Source organism: Stutzerimonas sp. C6.4V (assembly GCF_058536345.1).
This window is the reverse complement of the sequence record NZ_JBZUBM010000001.1, coordinates 1,160,118-1,177,340: the sequence shown is the minus strand read 5'-3', so window position 1 is coordinate 1,177,340 and position 17,223 is coordinate 1,160,118. Positions and strand designations below refer to the sequence as shown.

The 17,223-nt window shown below is 62.2% G+C and carries 13 protein-coding genes; 10 read left to right on the top strand and 3 right to left on the bottom strand.

Annotated features, from left to right (window positions below):
- Window positions 1-136 precede the first annotated feature (136 nt).
- Window positions 137-352 (top strand): ribosome modulation factor, encoded by a 216-nt coding sequence (rmf, locus tag AC4LFW_RS05640; RefSeq protein WP_491818220.1) that lies wholly within the window; start codon window positions 137-139, stop codon window positions 350-352.
- An 87-nt stretch (window positions 353-439) separates the two neighbouring features.
- Here rmf and AC4LFW_RS05635 read toward each other — a convergent pair whose 3' ends face one another.
- Both AC4LFW_RS05635 and AC4LFW_RS05630 read right to left on the bottom strand, forming a co-directional pair.
- Entirely contained in the window at window positions 440-1,483 is a 1,044-nt protein-coding gene (locus tag AC4LFW_RS05635) for a quinone-dependent dihydroorotate dehydrogenase (RefSeq protein WP_491818219.1), read from the bottom strand.
- Window positions 1,484-1,579: 96 nt separating this feature from the next.
- Entirely contained in the window at window positions 1,580-1,801 is a 222-nt protein-coding gene (locus AC4LFW_RS05630; RefSeq protein ID WP_491818218.1) for a DUF2835 domain-containing protein, read from the bottom strand.
- Between the two features lie 158 nt (window positions 1,802-1,959).
- On the opposite strand from AC4LFW_RS05630, the gene AC4LFW_RS05625 reads away from it, so the two are divergent.
- Window positions 1,960-2,883, top strand: coding sequence for a DUF6685 family protein (locus AC4LFW_RS05625; protein ID WP_491818217.1), 924 nt, complete (start codon window positions 1,960-1,962; stop codon window positions 2,881-2,883).
- A gap of 140 nt (window positions 2,884-3,023) precedes the next feature.
- Here the strand turns inward: AC4LFW_RS05625 and AC4LFW_RS05620 are convergent, their stop codons facing one another.
- A complete protein-coding gene (locus AC4LFW_RS05620; RefSeq protein ID WP_491818216.1) occupies window positions 3,024-7,871 on the bottom strand; it encodes an NAD-glutamate dehydrogenase in 4,848 nt (1,615 codons plus the stop codon).
- Window positions 7,872-8,231: 360 nt separating this feature from the next.
- On the opposite strand from AC4LFW_RS05620, the gene AC4LFW_RS05615 reads away from it, so the two are divergent.
- From AC4LFW_RS05615 to AC4LFW_RS05580, 8 genes are all read left to right on the top strand, one after another.
- A complete protein-coding gene (locus AC4LFW_RS05615) occupies window positions 8,232-9,191 on the top strand; it encodes an AAA family ATPase (protein WP_491818215.1) in 960 nt (319 codons plus the stop codon).
- Window positions 9,191-10,162 (top strand): DUF58 domain-containing protein, encoded by a 972-nt coding sequence (locus AC4LFW_RS05610; protein WP_491818214.1) that lies wholly within the window; start codon window positions 9,191-9,193, stop codon window positions 10,160-10,162. Before AC4LFW_RS05615 ends, AC4LFW_RS05610 begins: the two co-directional genes overlap by 1 nt.
- Window positions 10,159-10,653, top strand: a complete 495-nt coding sequence (locus AC4LFW_RS05605; RefSeq protein ID WP_491818213.1) for a DUF4381 domain-containing protein — start codon at window positions 10,159-10,161, stop codon at window positions 10,651-10,653. The genes AC4LFW_RS05610 and AC4LFW_RS05605 overlap by 4 nt, the downstream gene beginning before the upstream one ends.
- Window positions 10,646-11,659 (top strand): VWA domain-containing protein, encoded by a 1,014-nt coding sequence (locus AC4LFW_RS05600; protein WP_491818212.1) that lies wholly within the window; start codon window positions 10,646-10,648, stop codon window positions 11,657-11,659. Before AC4LFW_RS05605 ends, AC4LFW_RS05600 begins: the two co-directional genes overlap by 8 nt.
- Window positions 11,656-13,383, top strand: coding sequence for a VWA domain-containing protein (locus AC4LFW_RS05595; RefSeq protein WP_491818211.1), 1,728 nt, complete (start codon window positions 11,656-11,658; stop codon window positions 13,381-13,383). Before AC4LFW_RS05600 ends, AC4LFW_RS05595 begins: the two co-directional genes overlap by 4 nt.
- The gene (locus tag AC4LFW_RS05590) at window positions 13,380-15,002 is read left to right on the top strand and encodes a BatD family protein (RefSeq protein WP_491818210.1); all 1,623 of its coding nucleotides are present in this window, start codon (window positions 13,380-13,382) and stop codon (window positions 15,000-15,002) included. The genes AC4LFW_RS05595 and AC4LFW_RS05590 overlap by 4 nt, the downstream gene beginning before the upstream one ends.
- A 148-nt stretch (window positions 15,003-15,150) precedes the next feature.
- Window positions 15,151-16,371, top strand: a complete 1,221-nt coding sequence (locus AC4LFW_RS05585) for a CmpA/NrtA family ABC transporter substrate-binding protein (protein ID WP_491818209.1) — start codon at window positions 15,151-15,153, stop codon at window positions 16,369-16,371.
- Between the two features lie 14 nt (window positions 16,372-16,385).
- Window positions 16,386-16,964: an ANTAR domain-containing response regulator gene (locus AC4LFW_RS05580; protein WP_491818208.1), complete on the top strand. Its 579-nt coding sequence runs from the start codon at window positions 16,386-16,388 to the stop codon at window positions 16,962-16,964.
- The last annotated feature ends 259 nt before the right edge of the window (window positions 16,965-17,223 follow it).

Genomic DNA, 17,223 nt, shown 5'->3' with positions numbered 1-17,223 from the left:
ATCGACCTAGTCCGGCGTCGCAACGACGTCTGGTAGAGCCCCGCCACGCCGGCAGCGGGGTTCGCTGGCAGTCCAGCTGCCTGATCTCGCCATGAGGTCAACAGGAACACCAGTCAACCACTGAGGGCAATACCCAATGAGAAGACTCAAGCGTGATCCGATGGAACGAGCATTTCTGCGTGGTTATCAGCATGGCATACAAGGCAAATCTCGCGATTTATGTCCCTTCTCCCACTCCGAAGTACGCCAAGCCTGGATCAACGGCTGGCGGGAGGGTCGCGGCGACAACTGGGACGGTCTGACTGGCGCAGCCGGTCTTCATCGACTGAACGAACTTCACGCGGTCGGCTGATTCTGGATCACACCGACGTCAACTGGCACGCCCCACCCGGGCGGCGGGCCTAGAGCCCGGGGCTCCCAAAGGGAGCCCCTCCGGGCATCATTCCCTCCCAGCATCCTTGCGCACCGGCAACGCAGCGATCGCATCCACCGCCTCGCGAATAAGCGCAGGCCCCTTGTAGATAAAGCCGGTATAGAGTTGCACCAGACTGGCACCCGCCTCGATTTTCTCAGCCGCGTGGCGCCCCTCGGTGATTCCGCCAACGGCAATGATTGGCAACCGCCCACGCAGCGTGTCGGCGAGCACCTTGACCGTATGCGTGCTTTTCTCCCGAACCGGTGCGCCTGAAAGACCGCCCGCCTCATCCGCATGGGCCAGGCCCGCAACACCTTCGCGACCGAGCGTGGTGTTCGTGGCGATGATCGCGTCCATGCCGGACTGCAGCACCGTCTCCGCCACCAGCACCGTTTCCTCATCGGTCATGTCCGGCGCGATCTTGATAGCCAGTGGTACCCGCTTGCCATGCAGGACCTCAAGATCCTCGCGACGCAGGCGAAGGGCGTCGAGCAGTTGCTTCAGCGAATCCCCGAACTGCAGACTGCGCAGGCCCGGAGTGTTAGGCGAGCTCACATTGACGGTCACATAGCTCGCCTGGTGGTAGACCTTGTCGAGACACAACAGGTAGTCATCCTGCGCGCGCTCTACAGGCGTGTCGAAGTTCTTGCCGATATTGATGCCCAGGACACCTTTGAACCTGGCCGCATCCACCCGTTCAAGCAACGCATCGACGCCCTGGTTGTTGAACCCCATCCGATTGATGATCGCTTCTGCTTCAGGCAGCCGGAATACACGCGGCCTGGGGTTTCCCGGCTGTGGCCGAGGCGTCACGGTTCCCACCTCGACAAAGCCGAACCCCAGCTGCGACATGCCGCAGATCGCCTGGCCGTTCTTGTCCAGCCCGGCGGCCAACCCAACCGGGTTGGGGAAATCGAGCCCCATCACTCGCACCGGCAAGCTGGCCGGGGGTTTGCCCAGCAAAGCGTTAAGCCCAAGACGACCGCCCGCCCCTATCAGGTCGAGAGAGAGCTCGTGGGCAGTTTCGGGCGTGAACTTGAACAGCAGCTGACGGGCCAGGTTATACATACAAAGCCAAATCCTGGGAAAGTGGGCCGCGGAGTATAGCAGGCGCCCGCATTCCCAGCCCTTGAACCTGAAGCCTTGAACCGGTGCGCGCGGGGGTCAACCAACCCGGCGGAGCCCGATCAGCTTCCCGTCTGCAGAAAACTCGATCTCGAATGAACCAAACACGCCCGCACTTGTCAGAAAGGGTCGCAGGTGGTGCGCAGGCAAGCTGACGCTCTTTCCCTCCCGGCTCCTGATCAGGATACGATTGGCACGTCCCTGATACACCGCCAGCAAGCGGTCGGCAGGTAACGCGATATCCAGCACGAGGCGTAGCATGGAGGCTCCTCAATGAACAGTGCAGCGATTTTGCCACATTGGTGCATGACCTATATCCAGACTCCAGACGTCTGCCTTCTGCAGCAGAAGCTTGATGCCAGCACACACGGATCTAGGCCCTGTCATGCCTATACCGTAGCCCATCGAGCCCATGCATCATGATGAGCCTGCCCGAGGCAATGCCGTCCGTGACCTCCCGAATCGCCAGATTAGCGCAACGCCTGGGACTGACCGGCAAATCGCCGCGCCAGACGCTCGAACATGCCAGCCAGATCAGGCTGCCCTTCGCTCCGCTGGAAGAACCTTCTCCCGGCATCTTCTGGCAAGACGGCCCCTGCCTTCAGCGTTTCGCCGACCTGCCACGTGGCGCATTGTCCGGCCCGATCCAGGAAGACAAGGCCCGTGCACATGCCGCCCTGACGCGCCTGGTACGCAAGGAAGTCAGCTTTTTCCAGGCTTTCGATCTGCGCCAGATAGACGGACTCAGCGGCCAGAATGGCAGTGGCCAGATCTACCCGACCTTTGAAGCCTTCGCCGCCACTCCGGCCTGCCGCCAGCTCAGGGTCATCAGTTACAAGGACTTCGTAAAAACGCTCAGTGCAGCGCTGCCCGACTTCCAGGCCAACGCGCCCCTCGAACTGCGACAGGCCAGCTGGCTCGGTGAACGCGTCTACTGGGCAGGTGAACACCACAGCGAAGCCTTCGCTTGCGCCATCGCTTATGCCCGCCTTCGCGGACTCGAGATCTCCCTGCCCTGCGAGCTGACCGACTACCGCCTGGACGCGTCTGGCCTGCAAGCGCTGGATAACGAATACCATGCGATCACCTTGCCTGCACAAGCCTGGAGTGACCGCACCTTCATGAATCTGCTGCTTGATGCGAAGGCGCCCTATGCCCGCCTGACATTGCTGCGCAGCGCCAGCAATTCCGAGTTGTTACTGCTGGAGAGAAGCGACTTTTCAGCCAACGCGTTGGGCGAGGGTCTCAAGCTGGCCGGCGCGCCGGACATGGTTCGCTACCTGCGCGATCTGCCGCAGATAACGCGCTTTCGCCTGGGCCGGCAGCCCTCTCAGCCAGACTGACCATCGCCGGGTCGCGCAGTGTGCCTGGCTGGCACTGTCTCCGGCGCGGTCTGCATCAGTGCGGCACGCCAAAGAAAAAGCCGGCGCAATCGCGCCGGCTTTCCATTCAAACCGCCAGCCTGCCTGGCGGTTGGTGCGCACTAGCGACGTGCACTTTCCAGGGCAAGGTCCTGCAGCTCACGACCGGCAACCGCATACATTGCATAGTCAACCGTCGTGGCGCTTCGTAGCTCGACCAACATCTTGCGCCAGCGCTCGACCTGATACTGACGCTGCTCAAGCCAGAGCTGTACCCGCGCATCGAGTGCGTCCGGCGCCCCGCTCATCTGCAGCACCGACACGGTGATCGCTCGCTGTTGACCATCCAGGTCGTCACGAAAGCTCTCGCGCGCCAGGGCTTGCCAGTTGTTTTCCACGGGCAGACTGGTCACCTGCTGCAGATACCACGGCAGTTCCAATGCTCCGCCTACAGCAAAGTAAGCTGCGGCGACCTCCGCCGGGGGCTGGCCGGTTTCGTCAGCGGCTTCAAGGATCGGTAGCAGCGTGTACAGATGGTTGGTCCCGGCGACCATTCGCGCCAACAGCTCCGGAACACCTGCTTCGGTGTAGCGCTCATAGCGTGCCTGCCATAGCTCACGCGTGGCGCCCTGCAGTAGGGAGTCGAGCTTCAGCCCCAGCGCGGCGACGCGCGGCCCGAAATGCCCGACGTCGCGGGCTGCATCCAGCTCGTTGCGACGGTTGCGCAGGAACCAGCGCGTGGCCCGACGCCCCAAGCGCATCAGTTCATCCATGAGGTTCAACTGCAGTTCAGCCGGGATCTTGTAGTCGAGCGCCTCGATCTGGCGGAACCAGTGCGGCAGGTGAAAGATGTCCCTGACGATCACATAGGCCCCGGCGACATTCGCTGCGCTCAGCCCGGTTGCTTCATGCAAGCGCTGAACAAAGGTAATACCCATGTTATTGATCAGATCATTGGCAATCTGGGTGCTGACAATTTCGCGCTTGAGGCGATGCTGCAACATCGCATCGCGGTAATGCTCAGCCAGCAGCTGCGGGAACGCACTTTCCATCTCGCGGGCCAGATAGGCATCGTCCGGCACGCGGGATTGCAGCAAGGCTTCCTTCAGATGGATCTTGCTGTAGGAGATCAGGACCGACAGTTCTGGACGGGTCAGCCCTTTACCAAGCGAGGCACGGTCAGCCAGGACCTCGTCGGTTGGGAGGAACTCCAGTGCCCGATCCAGCAGACCGTCCGCTTCGAGCGCACTGATCAGCCGCTTGTACTCGGCCCCACCCTCGCGAGCGCGGTGTTCGGCCTGTGACAACGCCTGGGTCTGCTTGTAGTTGTCATGCAGCACCAGCTCGGAGACCGCATCGGTCATGTCGAACAACAGCTTGTCGCGCTGCTTGCCCGTCATGTCGCCGGCACTGACGATCTCGTTGAGCAGGATCTTGATATTGACCTCATGGTCCGAGCAGTTCACTCCGCCCGCGTTGTCGATGAAGTCGGTATTCGCCGCGCCGCCGTGCAAGCAGTACTCGACCCGTCCCAGCTGGGTGATGCCCAGGTTGCCACCCTCGCCAACGACCTTGGCGCGAAGCTCGTTGCCGTTGACCCGCAGGATGTCGTTGGCCTTATCGCCGACATCCGCATGGCTTTCGGCGGTGCTCTTCACATAAGTCCCGATACCGCCATTCCAGAGTAGATCCACCGGTGCCTTGAGCAGCGCGTGAATCAGTTCGGCAGGAGTCAGCTGATCGGCCTCTATTTCGAAGCGTGCCTTCATCTGCGGCGTTATCGTGATGCGCTTGGCCGAGCGCGGGAATATTCCACCGCCCGCTGAAATCAGCGAAGCGTCATAGTCGGTCCATGACGAACGCGGCAAATCGAACAGGCGCTTGCGCTCGATGAAGCTGCGGGCGGCATCCGGGTTCGGATCGATGAAGATGTGCAGGTGGTTGAACGCGGCAACCAGCTGGAGGGTTTCGGACATCAAAAGGCCATTGCCGAATACGTCTCCGGCCATGTCGCCAATCCCGATGACGCTGACCGGGTCGCGCTGCACGTCGACTCCTCGTTCGCGGAAGTGACGCTGTACCGAGACCCACGCGCCCTTGGCGGTGATACCCATCTTCTTGTGGTCGTAGCCAGCTGATCCGCCTGAAGCGAAGGCATCCCCCAGCCAGAAGTCGTACTCGGCAGCGATACCGTTGGCGATATCGGAAAAGGTGGCGGTGCCTTTATCTGCTGCCACCACCAGATAGGGGTCATCTTCGTCGTAGCGCAATACGTTGGCCGGCGGCACCACCTTGCCGTCCTTGAAGTTATCAGTGATGTCCAGCAGGCCGCTGATGAATATCCGGTAGCAGGCGATGCCTTCGGCCAGCACCTCGTCACGCGAACCGCTCGTTGGCAGCCTGCGCGGGACGAAACCGCCCTTGGCCCCGCCGGGCACGATGATGGCGTTCTTGACCTGCTGCGCCTTGACCAGGCCGAGCACCTCGGTGCGGTAGTCCTCTTCACGATCGGACCAGCGCAGGCCGCCCCGTGCGACCTTGCCGCCGCGCAGATGTACGCCCTCGACACGCGGGGAATAAACGAATATCTCGAACTTGGGTGCCGGGCGCGGCATTTCCGGAATCGAACGGGGGTCGAGCTTGAAGCTGAAATAGCTTTTTGCCTTGCCGCTGGCATCGGTCTGGTAGAAGTTGGTCCGCAACGTTGCTTTGATCAGGGCCAGGTAACGCCGCAGGATGCGATCCTCGTTGAGTACCGCGACGTCATCCAGAGCCGTGACGATAGCCTGCTCCAGGCGCGCCTGCTTGTCGGCCAGATCGTCCTCGCCGAGCTTGCGCGCCAGATAGAAACGCATCTTGAACAGGCGCACCAGCTCGCGGGCAATGGCGGTATGGTTGAGCAATGCGCTGGCGATATACCCCAGGTCGAAGCCCATGCGGATCTGCTTGAGATAACGGCCATAGGCCCGCAACAGCGCCACTTCCCGCCAGGTCAGGCCCGCCGTCAGCACCAGCCGGTTAAAGGCATCGTTTTCTGCCTGGCCGTTATGGATCGCAATGAAGGCATCCTGCAGGGGCTCATTGATTTCCATCAGATCGATTTCGAGCCCTTCGGCATAGGTAAACGCGAAATCATGAATCCAGTATTCGCGACCGTCCTTGCGCCGCAGATGGAAGGGAAACTCACCCAGCACCCGCAGACCAAGGTTCTCGAGAATCGGCAACATGTCCGACAAGGGCAGCGGCGAGTTCAGGTGGTACAGCTTGCAATGCAGGCGATTCTCCACCGCCGTGATCGGCTGGTAGAAACTCATCACCAGCGGTCGCTCGTCGCTCAGGCTCAGCACATGCTGCATGTCGACCGCGGCTGAGTGGGGCGCGAAACGCTCGCGATAACCGGCGGGAAAGCCTTTCGGGAAGTCAGCCAAAATGCCGGTGCCCTGCCCCTCGCCAAAGCGCTCGATGACCACGCTCGTATAGTCGTCCTGCCAGGTACGGCAGGCTTGTACCACTTCGTTCTCCAGCTGAACCGGATCGAACTGAACCTGCTTGTTCGGATCCAGGCGCAACAGGAATTGCACGCGGATCAGGACGGATTCAGAAAAATAAGTAGAAAATTCACAACCGCTCGCCTCCAGGCGATCCATCAATACCTGCTGAATACGCAGGCGGGTCTCGGTCGAGTAACTGTCACGGGGAACATACGCCAGGCAGTAGCAGAATCGCCCGTAGGGATCGATCCGCATGAACAACCGCAGCTTGTTGCGCTCCTGGATCTGGACGATGGCGATGGCAGTGCTGAACAGCTGGTCGAGCGTCATCTGGAACAGCTCGTCACGCGGCAGCACTTCCAGTACCTGGGTCAGCTCCTTGGCAAGATGCGCCGAATCGTCGAACTGGGAGCGTTTGATGACCTCAGCGACCTTGCTGCGTATGTAAGGGATCCGCCGCACGCTCTGGGTGTAGACCGATGAGGTGAACAGTCCGAGGAAGCGACATTCCCGAGTCACCCGGCCCTGCTCGTCGAATTCACGAATCGACACGAAATCCGGGTAGGCCGGTCGGTGCACCCGGCTCGGGGTCGCCGCCTTGGCAAACGACAGCAGCAGCGGCTCACGCAGGTAGGCCAAAGCCGTCGGCATGATCAGCTGGTCGTCCTGCTGCAGGTCGGTGCGCAGGATGCGCGACAGGCCCAACAGCGACGACTCGTCATACAGGATGCGCCCACCATCCCCCTGGTCGATGACCGTGAACTCTTCATAGCCGAGAAAGGTGAAATGGTCGTCGGCCAGCCAGCGCATGAAGTCCATGCTTTCGGCCAGCTGGGCTTCGTTGGCCAGCTGCAGCGTTCCAAGGCGGGCATGATGTTCTTCGGCCTTGGCCTTCATCGCCGGGAAATCGGTCACGGCCAGACGCACCTCGGCCAGAACGCCGTGCAACGACTGCTCCAGCTCGCGCAAGGCAGCGGCACTGGCACAGCGGTCGATCTCGACGAATATCAGCGACTCGGCCTTGCTGTCATCCTCCGAGCTGCCCTTGGGCAGCAGCTCAACCAGGCTGCCATCGGCATCCCGGCGAACCTGCAATACGCTGTTCTGCAAGGTATGGATGGCGTAACCACGGCGCGTCAGTTCCATTCGTACCGAATCGACGAGGAACGGCATGTCGGGATGCAATACCTCGACCACGCTATGGGTCGACTGCCAGCCATGCTTTTCGTAGTCAGGGTTGAACACGTGCACTTCCGGACTGCCCGGGTCGAAACGCTCCAGCAGACGCCAACTGGCAAGCGTGGAGCCAACCAGGTCGGTCATGCGTCGCTGGGTAAGCTCGGGGAGAGCGACGATACCGAAGAATTGCTCGGCGAAGAGTCCCACTTGTGGCAGGAGTTTCTCGTCGACATGCTGCGCCAACGCCACTTGCAGTTGTTGCTGAAAGTCGGCTTTGCTGGCAGCTGTAAAGAACGCCATTTTTTCGCTCCATTCTGGCTTGGAATTCGACTAAGGCAGTCGCGGGACCTGACTGGCAACGCAACGTGTAAGTTCCACGTTAGCCCAGCAAAACAGCGACTGCGAAAACGCGACACTACCCTTCTCTGGCGCCGCCAGTGGCCCGGCAGTCACATTATTCCAGAAACATGACGAACACTGGCTGCGGTCGTCGAATCGCTTCGCTAACCGACTTGCGTCGCCTCCCCGGAGCGTTCCGTGGACGCAGCAGTTGCGGCTGCCGAAGTTGCCGAACGGCGCATAGCCTGTACATCGGCAAATGAATTAAAGTCGAGGCCGCCAGGCACTCGCCCCGGCACGCCCCTTCAGAAGAGCTCAGCGATGGATCACCGTGAAGCCATAGTCGCGCTGCGACAGTTTCTTTCATCCCAGATCTTCGGTCAGGAACGCCTGATCGAGCGGCTGCTGATCGCCTTGCTGGCCGATGGACACCTACTCGTGGAAGGCGCGCCGGGTCTGGCGAAAACACGTGCAATCAAGGAGCTTGCCGGCGGGCTGGAGGCTGAGTTCCACCGGATCCAGTTCACGCCAGACCTGCTTCCGGCTGACATTACCGGCACCGAGATCTACCGGCCGGAAACCGGAAGTTTCGTATTCCAGCAGGGTCCCATTTTTCACAACCTGGTGCTGGCCGACGAAATCAACCGTGCGCCAGCCAAGGTGCAATCGGCTCTGCTCGAGGCCATGGCCGAGCGGCAGGTCAGCGTAGGTCGCAGTACCTATGAGCTGTCGCCGCTGTTCCTGGTGATGGCGACGCAAAACCCAATCGAGCAGGAAGGCACCTATCCGTTGCCGGAAGCCCAGCTCGACCGCTTCCTGCTGCATGTGAAGCTGGGCTTCCCCGATGCCTCGGTGGAGCGACGTATCCTCCAGCAAGCTCGGGGTGAGGCCATCCATGGCGAAACCCCACCCGAACACCGAGTCTCCCAGCAGGCGATATTCGCCGCGCGCAAGGAAATCCTCGGTCTGTACATGGCCGATGCGGTGGAGGAGTACCTTGTTCAGCTGGTCATGGCGACCCGTACACCTGCCAAGTTCGACGCCGAGCTCGCTGGCTGGATCGCCTATGGATCCAGTCCGCGCGGCTCCATCTCCCTGGATCGCTGCGCCCGCGCCCATGCCTGGCTCGCGGGTCGGGACTTTGTCAGCCCTGAGGACATCCAGGCCGTTCTCTTCGACGTCCTGCGCCACCGCCTGATCCTGTCGTTCGAAGCCGAAGCAGCCGGTATCGATCAGGATCGCGTGCTGCAGCGCATACTCGACGTGGTCGCGGTGGCCTGATGTCCCCCTTGCGTGCCACCGGGGGCACATCAGTGCCGCCCGAAACCAACGATGGCATACGGGTGAGCCTCGCCGAGCTGATCGACATGCGCCATCGAGTGCGCGAGGTTCCGCTGTTTTCCAGTCCGCAACGACGCAGTCAACTGGTCGGCCTGCACCATTCCAAACTGCGTGGACGCGGTGTGGATTTCGATCAGGTGCGTATCTACCAGGCAGGTGACGACGTCCGCACCATTGACTGGCGCGTCACGGCGCGTACCCAGGAGCCCCATACAAAACTGTTCCATGAGGAGCGCGAGCGGCCGATCTATCTGATCGTCGAGCAGAGCCCGCGCCTGTTCTTCGGCAGCGGGATGGCCTTTAAATCCGTGATCGTCGCGCAGGCTGCCAGCCTGGTGGGTTGGGCCGCGCTGAGCCACAACGACCGCGTCGGTGGGCTGGTCTTCGGTCATGGCGACCAGCATGAAATCAAGCCGCGTCGCCACAAGCAGAGCCTGCTCCAGCTGCTTGATCGCCTCGCCCGCGCCAATGCGCTGCTCGAAGCCGATCAGGCTCATGACCCCGATGCTTTTGGCCTTGCGCTTAGACGCGCTCGCGAGGTGCTACGCCCCGGCAGCCTGGCCGTAATCGTCTGCGATGAACGTGCCTTGAGCGATGCCGCCGAGCAGCAGCTGAGTCTGCTCGCACGTCACGTCGACCTGCTGCTGATCCCGGTATGCGACGCCCTCGACCATAGCCTACCGGCAGCCGGACTGCTGCGGTTCGCGCAGTTCGGTGCGCGGCTGGAACTGGACACTCATGACGCTGCGCTACGGCAACGCTACCGGCTACAGGGTGAAGCCCGGAGTGCGCGCTGGAGGCGCCTGGCTGATCGACTGCGAGTGCCCCTGATGCCGCTCAATACAGAGCGAGAGCTGGTCGATCAGCTCCGGGAACACCTGAGCGTTCAGCACCCGGGAGCGCACCGATGAACAGCCTCGACCAACTGGAACCCTTGATTACGCCCGCCCCGGTAAGCTGGTGGCCATTGGCACCCGGCTGGTGGTTCCTTGGCGCGCTGCTTCTTAGCATCGTCCTGCTGGTGCGACTGCGCCCCTTGCGGCATCTGAAGCGAGACGAGACTTCCACCACCGAACCGACGCTTGACCCTCAACGCGAGGCTGCCCTGCTGGAACTTGCCCAGCTGAGCAAGCCATATGGTGGCCAGCCCGCCAGCCACTGGCTGCAGCAAATCAATGCGCTGCTCAAGCGCCTGTGCCGTATTCGCTATCCGGATGACAATCCGCACACGCTGAGCGGCAGAGCCTGGCTGGCGTTCCTCGACAATCGGTGCCCGGCAGCGGGTCTGACACGCTGGATGGTACTGGTGGAGGGTGCATACCGTGCCGAGTGTCGCCTGGATGACAAGGCCATACAGGGGCTTGAGCAATCCGTGCAGATCTGGATCCGCAAGCATGTTTGAGTTGGCGTGGCCTTGGGTCTGGCTGCTGCTTCCGCTGCCATGGCTTTTACGCTGGTTCCTGCCGGTATCGGAAAGCGGTGACGCCGCATTGAAGGTGGGTTTTCTGGCCGAGCTGGAAAGCCTGGCCGGGCGACGCGCCAAGATCGCACTTCCCAGCTGGCGTCAGCAATTGCCCTTTCTGCTGATCTGGTTGCTGTTGCTGTTTGCCGCGTCCAGACCGCAATGGCTTGGCGAGCCGCTGCCGATTCCTACCAGTGGTCGCGACCTGCTGCTGGCGGTCGACGTGTCCGGTTCCATGGACTACCCCGACATGCAATGGCAAGGCGAGGAAATCAGCCGGCTGGAGCTGGTCAAGCGTCTGATCGGCGACTTCATCAGTGAGCGGCGCGGCGACCGCGTCGGGCTGATCCTTTTCGGCAGCAAAGCCTACCTGCAGGCGCCGCTGACGTTTGACCGGCAAACGGTGCGCACCTGGCTGGACGAAGCCGTGATTGGCATCGCCGGCAGCAACACGGCTATCGGCGACGCCATCGGGCTCGCGGTCAAACGCCTGCGCGAGCGCCCGGCCAAAAGCCGAGTGCTGGTGCTGATAACGGACGGCGCCAACAACGGAGGCGAAGTCGACCCTCTGCTGGCCGCGCGCCTCGCCGCAGCGGCAGGCGTCAAGGTACATACCATCGGCATCGGTGCTGAAGCGGACGAGAGCATGCTCGGCCGATTTGGCTTCAACCCAGGCGGTGATCTCGACGAAACCACTCTTCGCGCAATCGCCCTTGAGACCGGCGGCGAGTATTTCCGGGCCCGTTCGAATGAGGAATTGGAAGCGGTTGGTCAGACGCTGGATCAACTCGAACCGGCCGCACAACAAGCCGCGCAGGCCCGGGTGGCCACTGCGCTCTATGCCTGGCCACTGGCTGCCGCACTGCTGATGAGCTGGCTATTGGTTGCGCGAAGCCTCTGGCACCAGGCGCTTCGTCGCCTTGCCGGCTGGAGCAGGCCGTCATGAGCGATTTGCTGCCACACCTGCTCCGGCCATTCTGGCTCCTCGCACTGCCGCTGCCGATCTGGCTGTTGTGGCGGTTATGGCATCGCCAGCGCCAGACAGGCCGCTGGCAGCGCCTGTTGCCCGAAGCCTTCCATGCCGCGCTGCTGACCCGCGGCAAGCTGCGTAACAGCAAGCTGCCATGGGTACTGCTCGGCTCCGCCTGGCTGCTGGCGTGCCTGGCCCTGCTCGGCCCAAGCTGGCAGCACGTCGAGCAGCCGAGCCTGTCTCGCGCCGATCCACTGGTAATACTGCTGGAAACCACTCCGGCCATGCTGGCGACCGATGCTGGTCCCAGTCGGCTGGAGCAGGCCAAGCGCAAGGTCCTCGATCTGCTGCAACGGCGCGAGGATGCGCAGACAGCGGTGGTGGTGTTCGCAGGAAGCGCCCATACACTGGTACCCCTGTCAAACGACATGGCCACCACCCAGAACCTGCTGGAGGTATTGAAGCCCGACCTGATGCCTGAATCCGGTCATCGCGCCGATCTTGCCGTGGCGCAAGGCATGGAATTGCTTCAGCGAGGGGCCAATGGACGTGGCCGTCTATTGTTCATCGGCAGCAGCCTGAACGAGGCTGAGCGCGCAGCCATCGAACAGATGCTCGAAGACAGCGACCAGCAGCTTCTTCTGCTGGGCATCGGCACCGAACAAGGCGCCCCGGTTCCCCTTGCAGACGGAAGCTTCATGAAGGACGACAAGGGCGCTATCGTCATTCCCCGGCTGGATGACAGCGCCATGCGCCGTTTCGCGAGCCGCGTGGGTGGCCGTTATCAGCAGGCTCGGCTGGACGATGACGACCTACGCAACCTCGGCTTGCTCGAACGCAGCGCAAAGCTGCTGGCGCAGGAAGACACCACCCGACTCGATGCCTGGCACGATCAGGGCTACTGGCTGCTGCTTCCCCTGTTGTTGCTGGCGGCCTGTGCCGGTCGCCGAGGCTGGTTGTTCTGCCTGCCGCTGGTTCTGTTTCTACCGCAACCGGCCAGCGCCATGAGCATGGACGATCTGTGGTGGCGTCCTGACCAGCAAGGCATGCGCCTGCTCGAATCCTCACGCCCCGACGAAGCCGCCCAGACGTTCAGGGACCATCAGTGGCAGGGCTACGCTCGCTATCAAGCAGGAGACTTCGCCGGAGCGGCGGAAAGTTTCGCTAAAGGCGATACAGCCGCTGCCCATTACAACCGAGGCAATGCCCTGGCACGCAACGACGAGTTGCAAGCGGCCATCGAAGCCTATGATCAAGCATTGGAGCTGGACCCGAACCTTGAGATAGCACGCCGCAACAAGGCCATCGTGGAAGAAGCGCTGCGGCAGCAACGGCAGGCCCAGGAGGAAAACGACGTCTCTGACCAGCCGATGGACCGGGCGTCCATGAGCGAAGCCGAACAGGGCAGTCAGGTACAGGCGAGCAAAGGGCAAGCGTCGTCCCACGACGCGCCGGACGGACCCACGAAACCTCTGGCAGAGGAAACGCAGAGGCCGGGCGAAGCATTGCCAGAGGCCTCTGCCGAACCCGAACCATCGACTGCGGAACAAACACTGGCCGAAGCACCGGAGCAATCCCTCGATCCAGAGCAGGACCAGGCGATGAACCAATGGCTGCGCAGGATTCCGGACGATCCCGGCGAGCTGCTACGCCGCAAGTTTCTCTTTGAACAACGCAAACGTCAGGAATTGAAGCGATGATCCGGCGGATGACACTGATGTTTGTGCTTCTGGTGGGCTTGCCGTCCCACGCCGCAACCCTTGTCGCTCGGGTGGACCGCACCGAGTTGAGCCTGGACGAAACGGTGGAGCTGACCCTGGAGACTGCTGATGCCACCGCATTCGGCAAGCCCGACCTGCAGCCGCTGGATAGCCTGTTCAAGGTATCCGGCACCCGCCAGAACAACCAGCTGTCCGGTAGCAACGGCGAAGCTCGGGCAGTCACCCAGTGGCAGGTTACCCTGCAACCGCGGCAGACCGGCTATGTCGTCATCCCTCCATTGCGGCTCGGCGAGGCACATAGCGAACCCATCACCTTGCATGTCACCGAATCCAGCGCCAGCGCTGCGGACCTGCTTGCCCCGATTTTCATCGACGCCAGCCTCGACCAGGAAGTTGCCTATGTGCAGGCGCAGGTCCTACTGACCCTGCGCATCTACCATTCGGTATCGCTCTATGACGACAGCACGCTCTCGCCGCTACAGATGGGCGACGCGCTGGTGGAGCGGCTGGGCGAGCCACGCACCTACGAAAAGGACATCAACGGGGTCCGTCACGGCGTGATCGAGATCCGCTATGCGATATTCCCGCAGAAAAGCGGCGAGCTGACGATCCCCGCTCAGCTGTTCAGCGCCACCACGGTCGCGCCTGCGGCCGGGGACCGTTACGGATCGCGATTCGGGCGCTCGACGCAGGTGAAATCCCCGACGATCCCGCTGATGGTAAAACCCAAGCCCGCCGATTATCCCGCCGACGCGCCCTGGCTCCCTGCCCGAGGGCTGACGCTGGTCGAAGCCTGGAGCCCCGAGCCTGGGGAAGCACAGCTTGGCGAGGCGTTGACCCGCAGCGTGATGCTCAAGGCGAACGGCTTGACCAGCAGCCAACTCCCTCCCATAGAGGCAACCCGAATTCCCGGGTTGCGCAGCTACCCTGACCAGCCGAGCCTGCACAACGAAATTACCGCTGATGGCATCAGCGGTAGCATTGAGCAGCGCGAAGCCCTGGTGGCGACGCGCGCTGGCGACTTCCAGCTCCAAGCTATCGAACTGGTCTGGTGGAACACCCTGGAAGATCGTCTGGAACGCACCGTATTGCCCGCGCGCAGCCTCCAGATAGCTGACAACCCCGAACTGCAACAGCCTGTGATCGAGCCGGCCGACGTGTCCGAACAGCGGGATGTGGCAAGGCTCTGGCCCTGGCAGCTGAGCAGCGCATTGCTGGCGCTGACAACCCTGATCGGGTTCGGCCTGTGGCTGCACGCACGCAGCCAACCCGCGGTAGTCCGTGCGGCTCAGTCCGGGCCGACTCCACGCAGCCTGCTCGACGATCTCAAACGCGCCTGTATGGCCAACGACACCCAGGCCACCCGCCAGGCCCTCGACGCCTGGGCCCGCCAGCAACCCGAAACCCTCGCCGACATGGCTGCGCGCTTCCAACCGCTGTCCGAGGCGCTGGATGGACTCAACGGCGCGCTCTACAGCGAGACCGGCCAACGCTGGCAAGGCGACGCCCTGTGGCAAGCCATCCAGAGCCTGCCGGCAAGCCAGGCTACTGAAGACGGTCAGGAAACCGGTACTCTCCCGCCCTTGTATCCCCGCTGATCGGCCAACCCCGGCGGAATGGGCGTTGCGGCCAGAGCGGCTTGCGCCTGCATGGCATGTGGCTTGCTAATCCATTGACAGGTTTCAGCTCTCCTCAGCCCCCATAAACCAGCGGGCGGGCTTCGCACGGCAACGGGTACTTCTCAGCATGACCGATTTTTCCCCCTCGCCCCGCCCTGATGCCCAGGCCTGGGTAGCCGGCAGCGACGCGCCGGAAAAGCACGTAGTAAACCTGGGGTTCATGGCGCTGACCGATGCGGCATCCCTGATCGTCGCAGCGACGCAGGGCTTTGCGCAGCCCTATGGGCTGACGCTCAATCTTCGCCGACAGAGTTCCTGGTCCAGCGTGAGAGACAAGCTGGTCGAAGGCGAACTCGATGCCGCGCACGGGCTGTACGGGCTGGTTTACGCCGTGCACCTCGGCATAGGTGGCGGTGCCCCCAAGGACATGGCGGTGCTTATGGGGCTGGCGCAGAACGGGCAGAGCATCAGCTTGTCCCGTGAACTGAAAGCCGCTGGCGTGATCGATCCTGATGCGCTTGGCCAATGCGTGCGCCAGAGTGGTGCAAAACTCACGCTCGCCCAGACATTTCCCACGGGCACCCATGCGCTCTGGCTCTACTACTGGCTGGCCGCTCACGGCATTCACCCGCTAGCCGATGTCCGCACGCTGGTGGTGCCACCCTCGCAGATGGTGGCCCATTTACGGGCGCGTCGCATCGATGGCTTCTGTGCCGGCGAGCCCTGGGGTGCGCAGGCTATTGCAGAGGACATGGGTTTCACCATCGCAACCAGCCAGTCGATCTGGGCCGACCATCCGGAGAAGGTACTCGGCTGTACCCAGGAATTCGTCGACCACTATCCCAACACCGCCCGCGCGTTGGTCATGGCCATTCTCGAGGCCAGCCGCTTCATCGATAAGAGCAGGGAGAACCGCCGCAGCACGGCGCAGCTGATAGCCGGCCGCGACTATGTCGATGCGCCCGTCGCAGCCATCGAACCACGTTTCCTTGGCCAGTATGAAGACGGCCTCGGTCATGCCTGGCAGGACAAACACCCACTGCGCTTCTTCGGTGACGGTGAGGTAAACATGCCGTACCACTCCGACGGCCTCTGGTTCATGACACAACTACGTCGCTGGGGCCTGCTTCGTGAAGATCCGGATTACCTCGCCGTAGCTCAGAGCGTGCAGCAGACAAGCCTGTACCGCGATGCAGCGACCGCTCTGGGCATTCCCGTCCCCGCGTCCCCCATGCGCAGCGCCAGGCTCATGGACGGCAGCTACTGGGATGGCAGCGATCCTGCCGGCTACGCGCGCAGTTTTGCCCTGCATGCCCTGACGGGCACTCCATCGCTGTGCAAGCCTTGAAAAGGGAGACAGCCATGCTTCGTGTTCTCCTGATCGATGACACCCCACGCAAGGTTGGCCGCTTGCGCGATGCGCTGATCGAGGCCGGTTTCGAAGTCATCGAAGAGTCCGGCCTGACCATTGACCTGCCCGAACGGGTCGAAGCCGTCCGCCCGGATGTCGTGCTGATCGATACGGATTCACCGGGCCGGGATGTCATGGAGCAGGTCGTCATGGTCACCCGTGACCAGCCCCGCCCCATCGTCATGTTCACCGACGACAAAAACCCCGACGCCATGCGCCAGGCGATCCGTGCCGGCGTCAGCGCCTACATCGTCGAAGGCATCCAGGCCCAGCGCCTCAAGCCGATCCTCGACGTGGCCATGGCGCGCTTCGAAAGTGACCAGGCCATCCGTGCGCAACTGCACGCTCGCGACCAGCAACTGCTCGAACGCAAGCGCGTAGAACTGGCCAAGGGCATGCTTATGAAGATGCGCAACTGCAATGAGGAAGAGGCCTACACCCTCATGCGCCGCCAGGCCATGAGCCGCCAGCAGAAGCTGATCCAGGTCGCCGAGCAGATCATTGCGATGAATGATCTGCTGGGACAGTGAGTGCCACGGACAAATCATTCGTCCCTACATCCACATGGCGCTTTCTGTAGGGACGAACTTGTTCGCCCGCCCCACCCATGGCACAACATCCCACCACCCTCACCTGCGCAGTGCTGATAAGCAGTTCCTAACAACGTCTCATGTCGCTTCGCCGTGAACCAAAAAGGCGCCAGGTTTCTGCGCTTTGCACGAGTTTCGCTCTTCTCATCGCTCGACCAACTGGCCACCAGCACCCAGCCATCCGCCATGCACAATCGCT

What these genes read in the sequence shown, in the direction of transcription:
- AC4LFW_RS05600 (WP_491818212.1), top strand. Translation starts at nt 10,646, where the DNA reads ATGTTTGAGTTGGCGTGGCCTTGGGTCTGGCTGCTGCTTCCGCTGCCA.
- AC4LFW_RS05630 (WP_491818218.1), bottom strand. Translation starts at nt 1,801, where the DNA reads ATGCTACGCCTCGTGCTGGATATCGCGTTACCTGCCGACCGCTTGCTG.
- AC4LFW_RS05635 (WP_491818219.1), bottom strand. Translation starts at nt 1,483, where the DNA reads ATGTATAACCTGGCCCGTCAGCTGCTGTTCAAGTTCACGCCCGAAACT.
- AC4LFW_RS05580 (WP_491818208.1), top strand. Translation starts at nt 16,386, where the DNA reads ATGCTTCGTGTTCTCCTGATCGATGACACCCCACGCAAGGTTGGCCGC.
- AC4LFW_RS05605 (WP_491818213.1), top strand. Translation starts at nt 10,159, where the DNA reads ATGAACAGCCTCGACCAACTGGAACCCTTGATTACGCCCGCCCCGGTA.
- AC4LFW_RS05625 (WP_491818217.1), top strand. Translation starts at nt 1,960, where the DNA reads ATGATGAGCCTGCCCGAGGCAATGCCGTCCGTGACCTCCCGAATCGCC.
- AC4LFW_RS05590 (WP_491818210.1), top strand. Translation starts at nt 13,380, where the DNA reads ATGATCCGGCGGATGACACTGATGTTTGTGCTTCTGGTGGGCTTGCCG.
- AC4LFW_RS05595 (WP_491818211.1), top strand. Translation starts at nt 11,656, where the DNA reads ATGAGCGATTTGCTGCCACACCTGCTCCGGCCATTCTGGCTCCTCGCA.
- AC4LFW_RS05615 (WP_491818215.1), top strand. Translation starts at nt 8,232, where the DNA reads ATGGATCACCGTGAAGCCATAGTCGCGCTGCGACAGTTTCTTTCATCC.
- AC4LFW_RS05620 (WP_491818216.1), bottom strand. Translation starts at nt 7,871, where the DNA reads ATGGCGTTCTTTACAGCTGCCAGCAAAGCCGACTTTCAGCAACAACTG.
- rmf (WP_491818220.1), top strand. Translation starts at nt 137, where the DNA reads ATGAGAAGACTCAAGCGTGATCCGATGGAACGAGCATTTCTGCGTGGT.
- AC4LFW_RS05610 (WP_491818214.1), top strand. Translation starts at nt 9,191, where the DNA reads ATGTCCCCCTTGCGTGCCACCGGGGGCACATCAGTGCCGCCCGAAACC.
- AC4LFW_RS05585 (WP_491818209.1), top strand. Translation starts at nt 15,151, where the DNA reads ATGACCGATTTTTCCCCCTCGCCCCGCCCTGATGCCCAGGCCTGGGTA.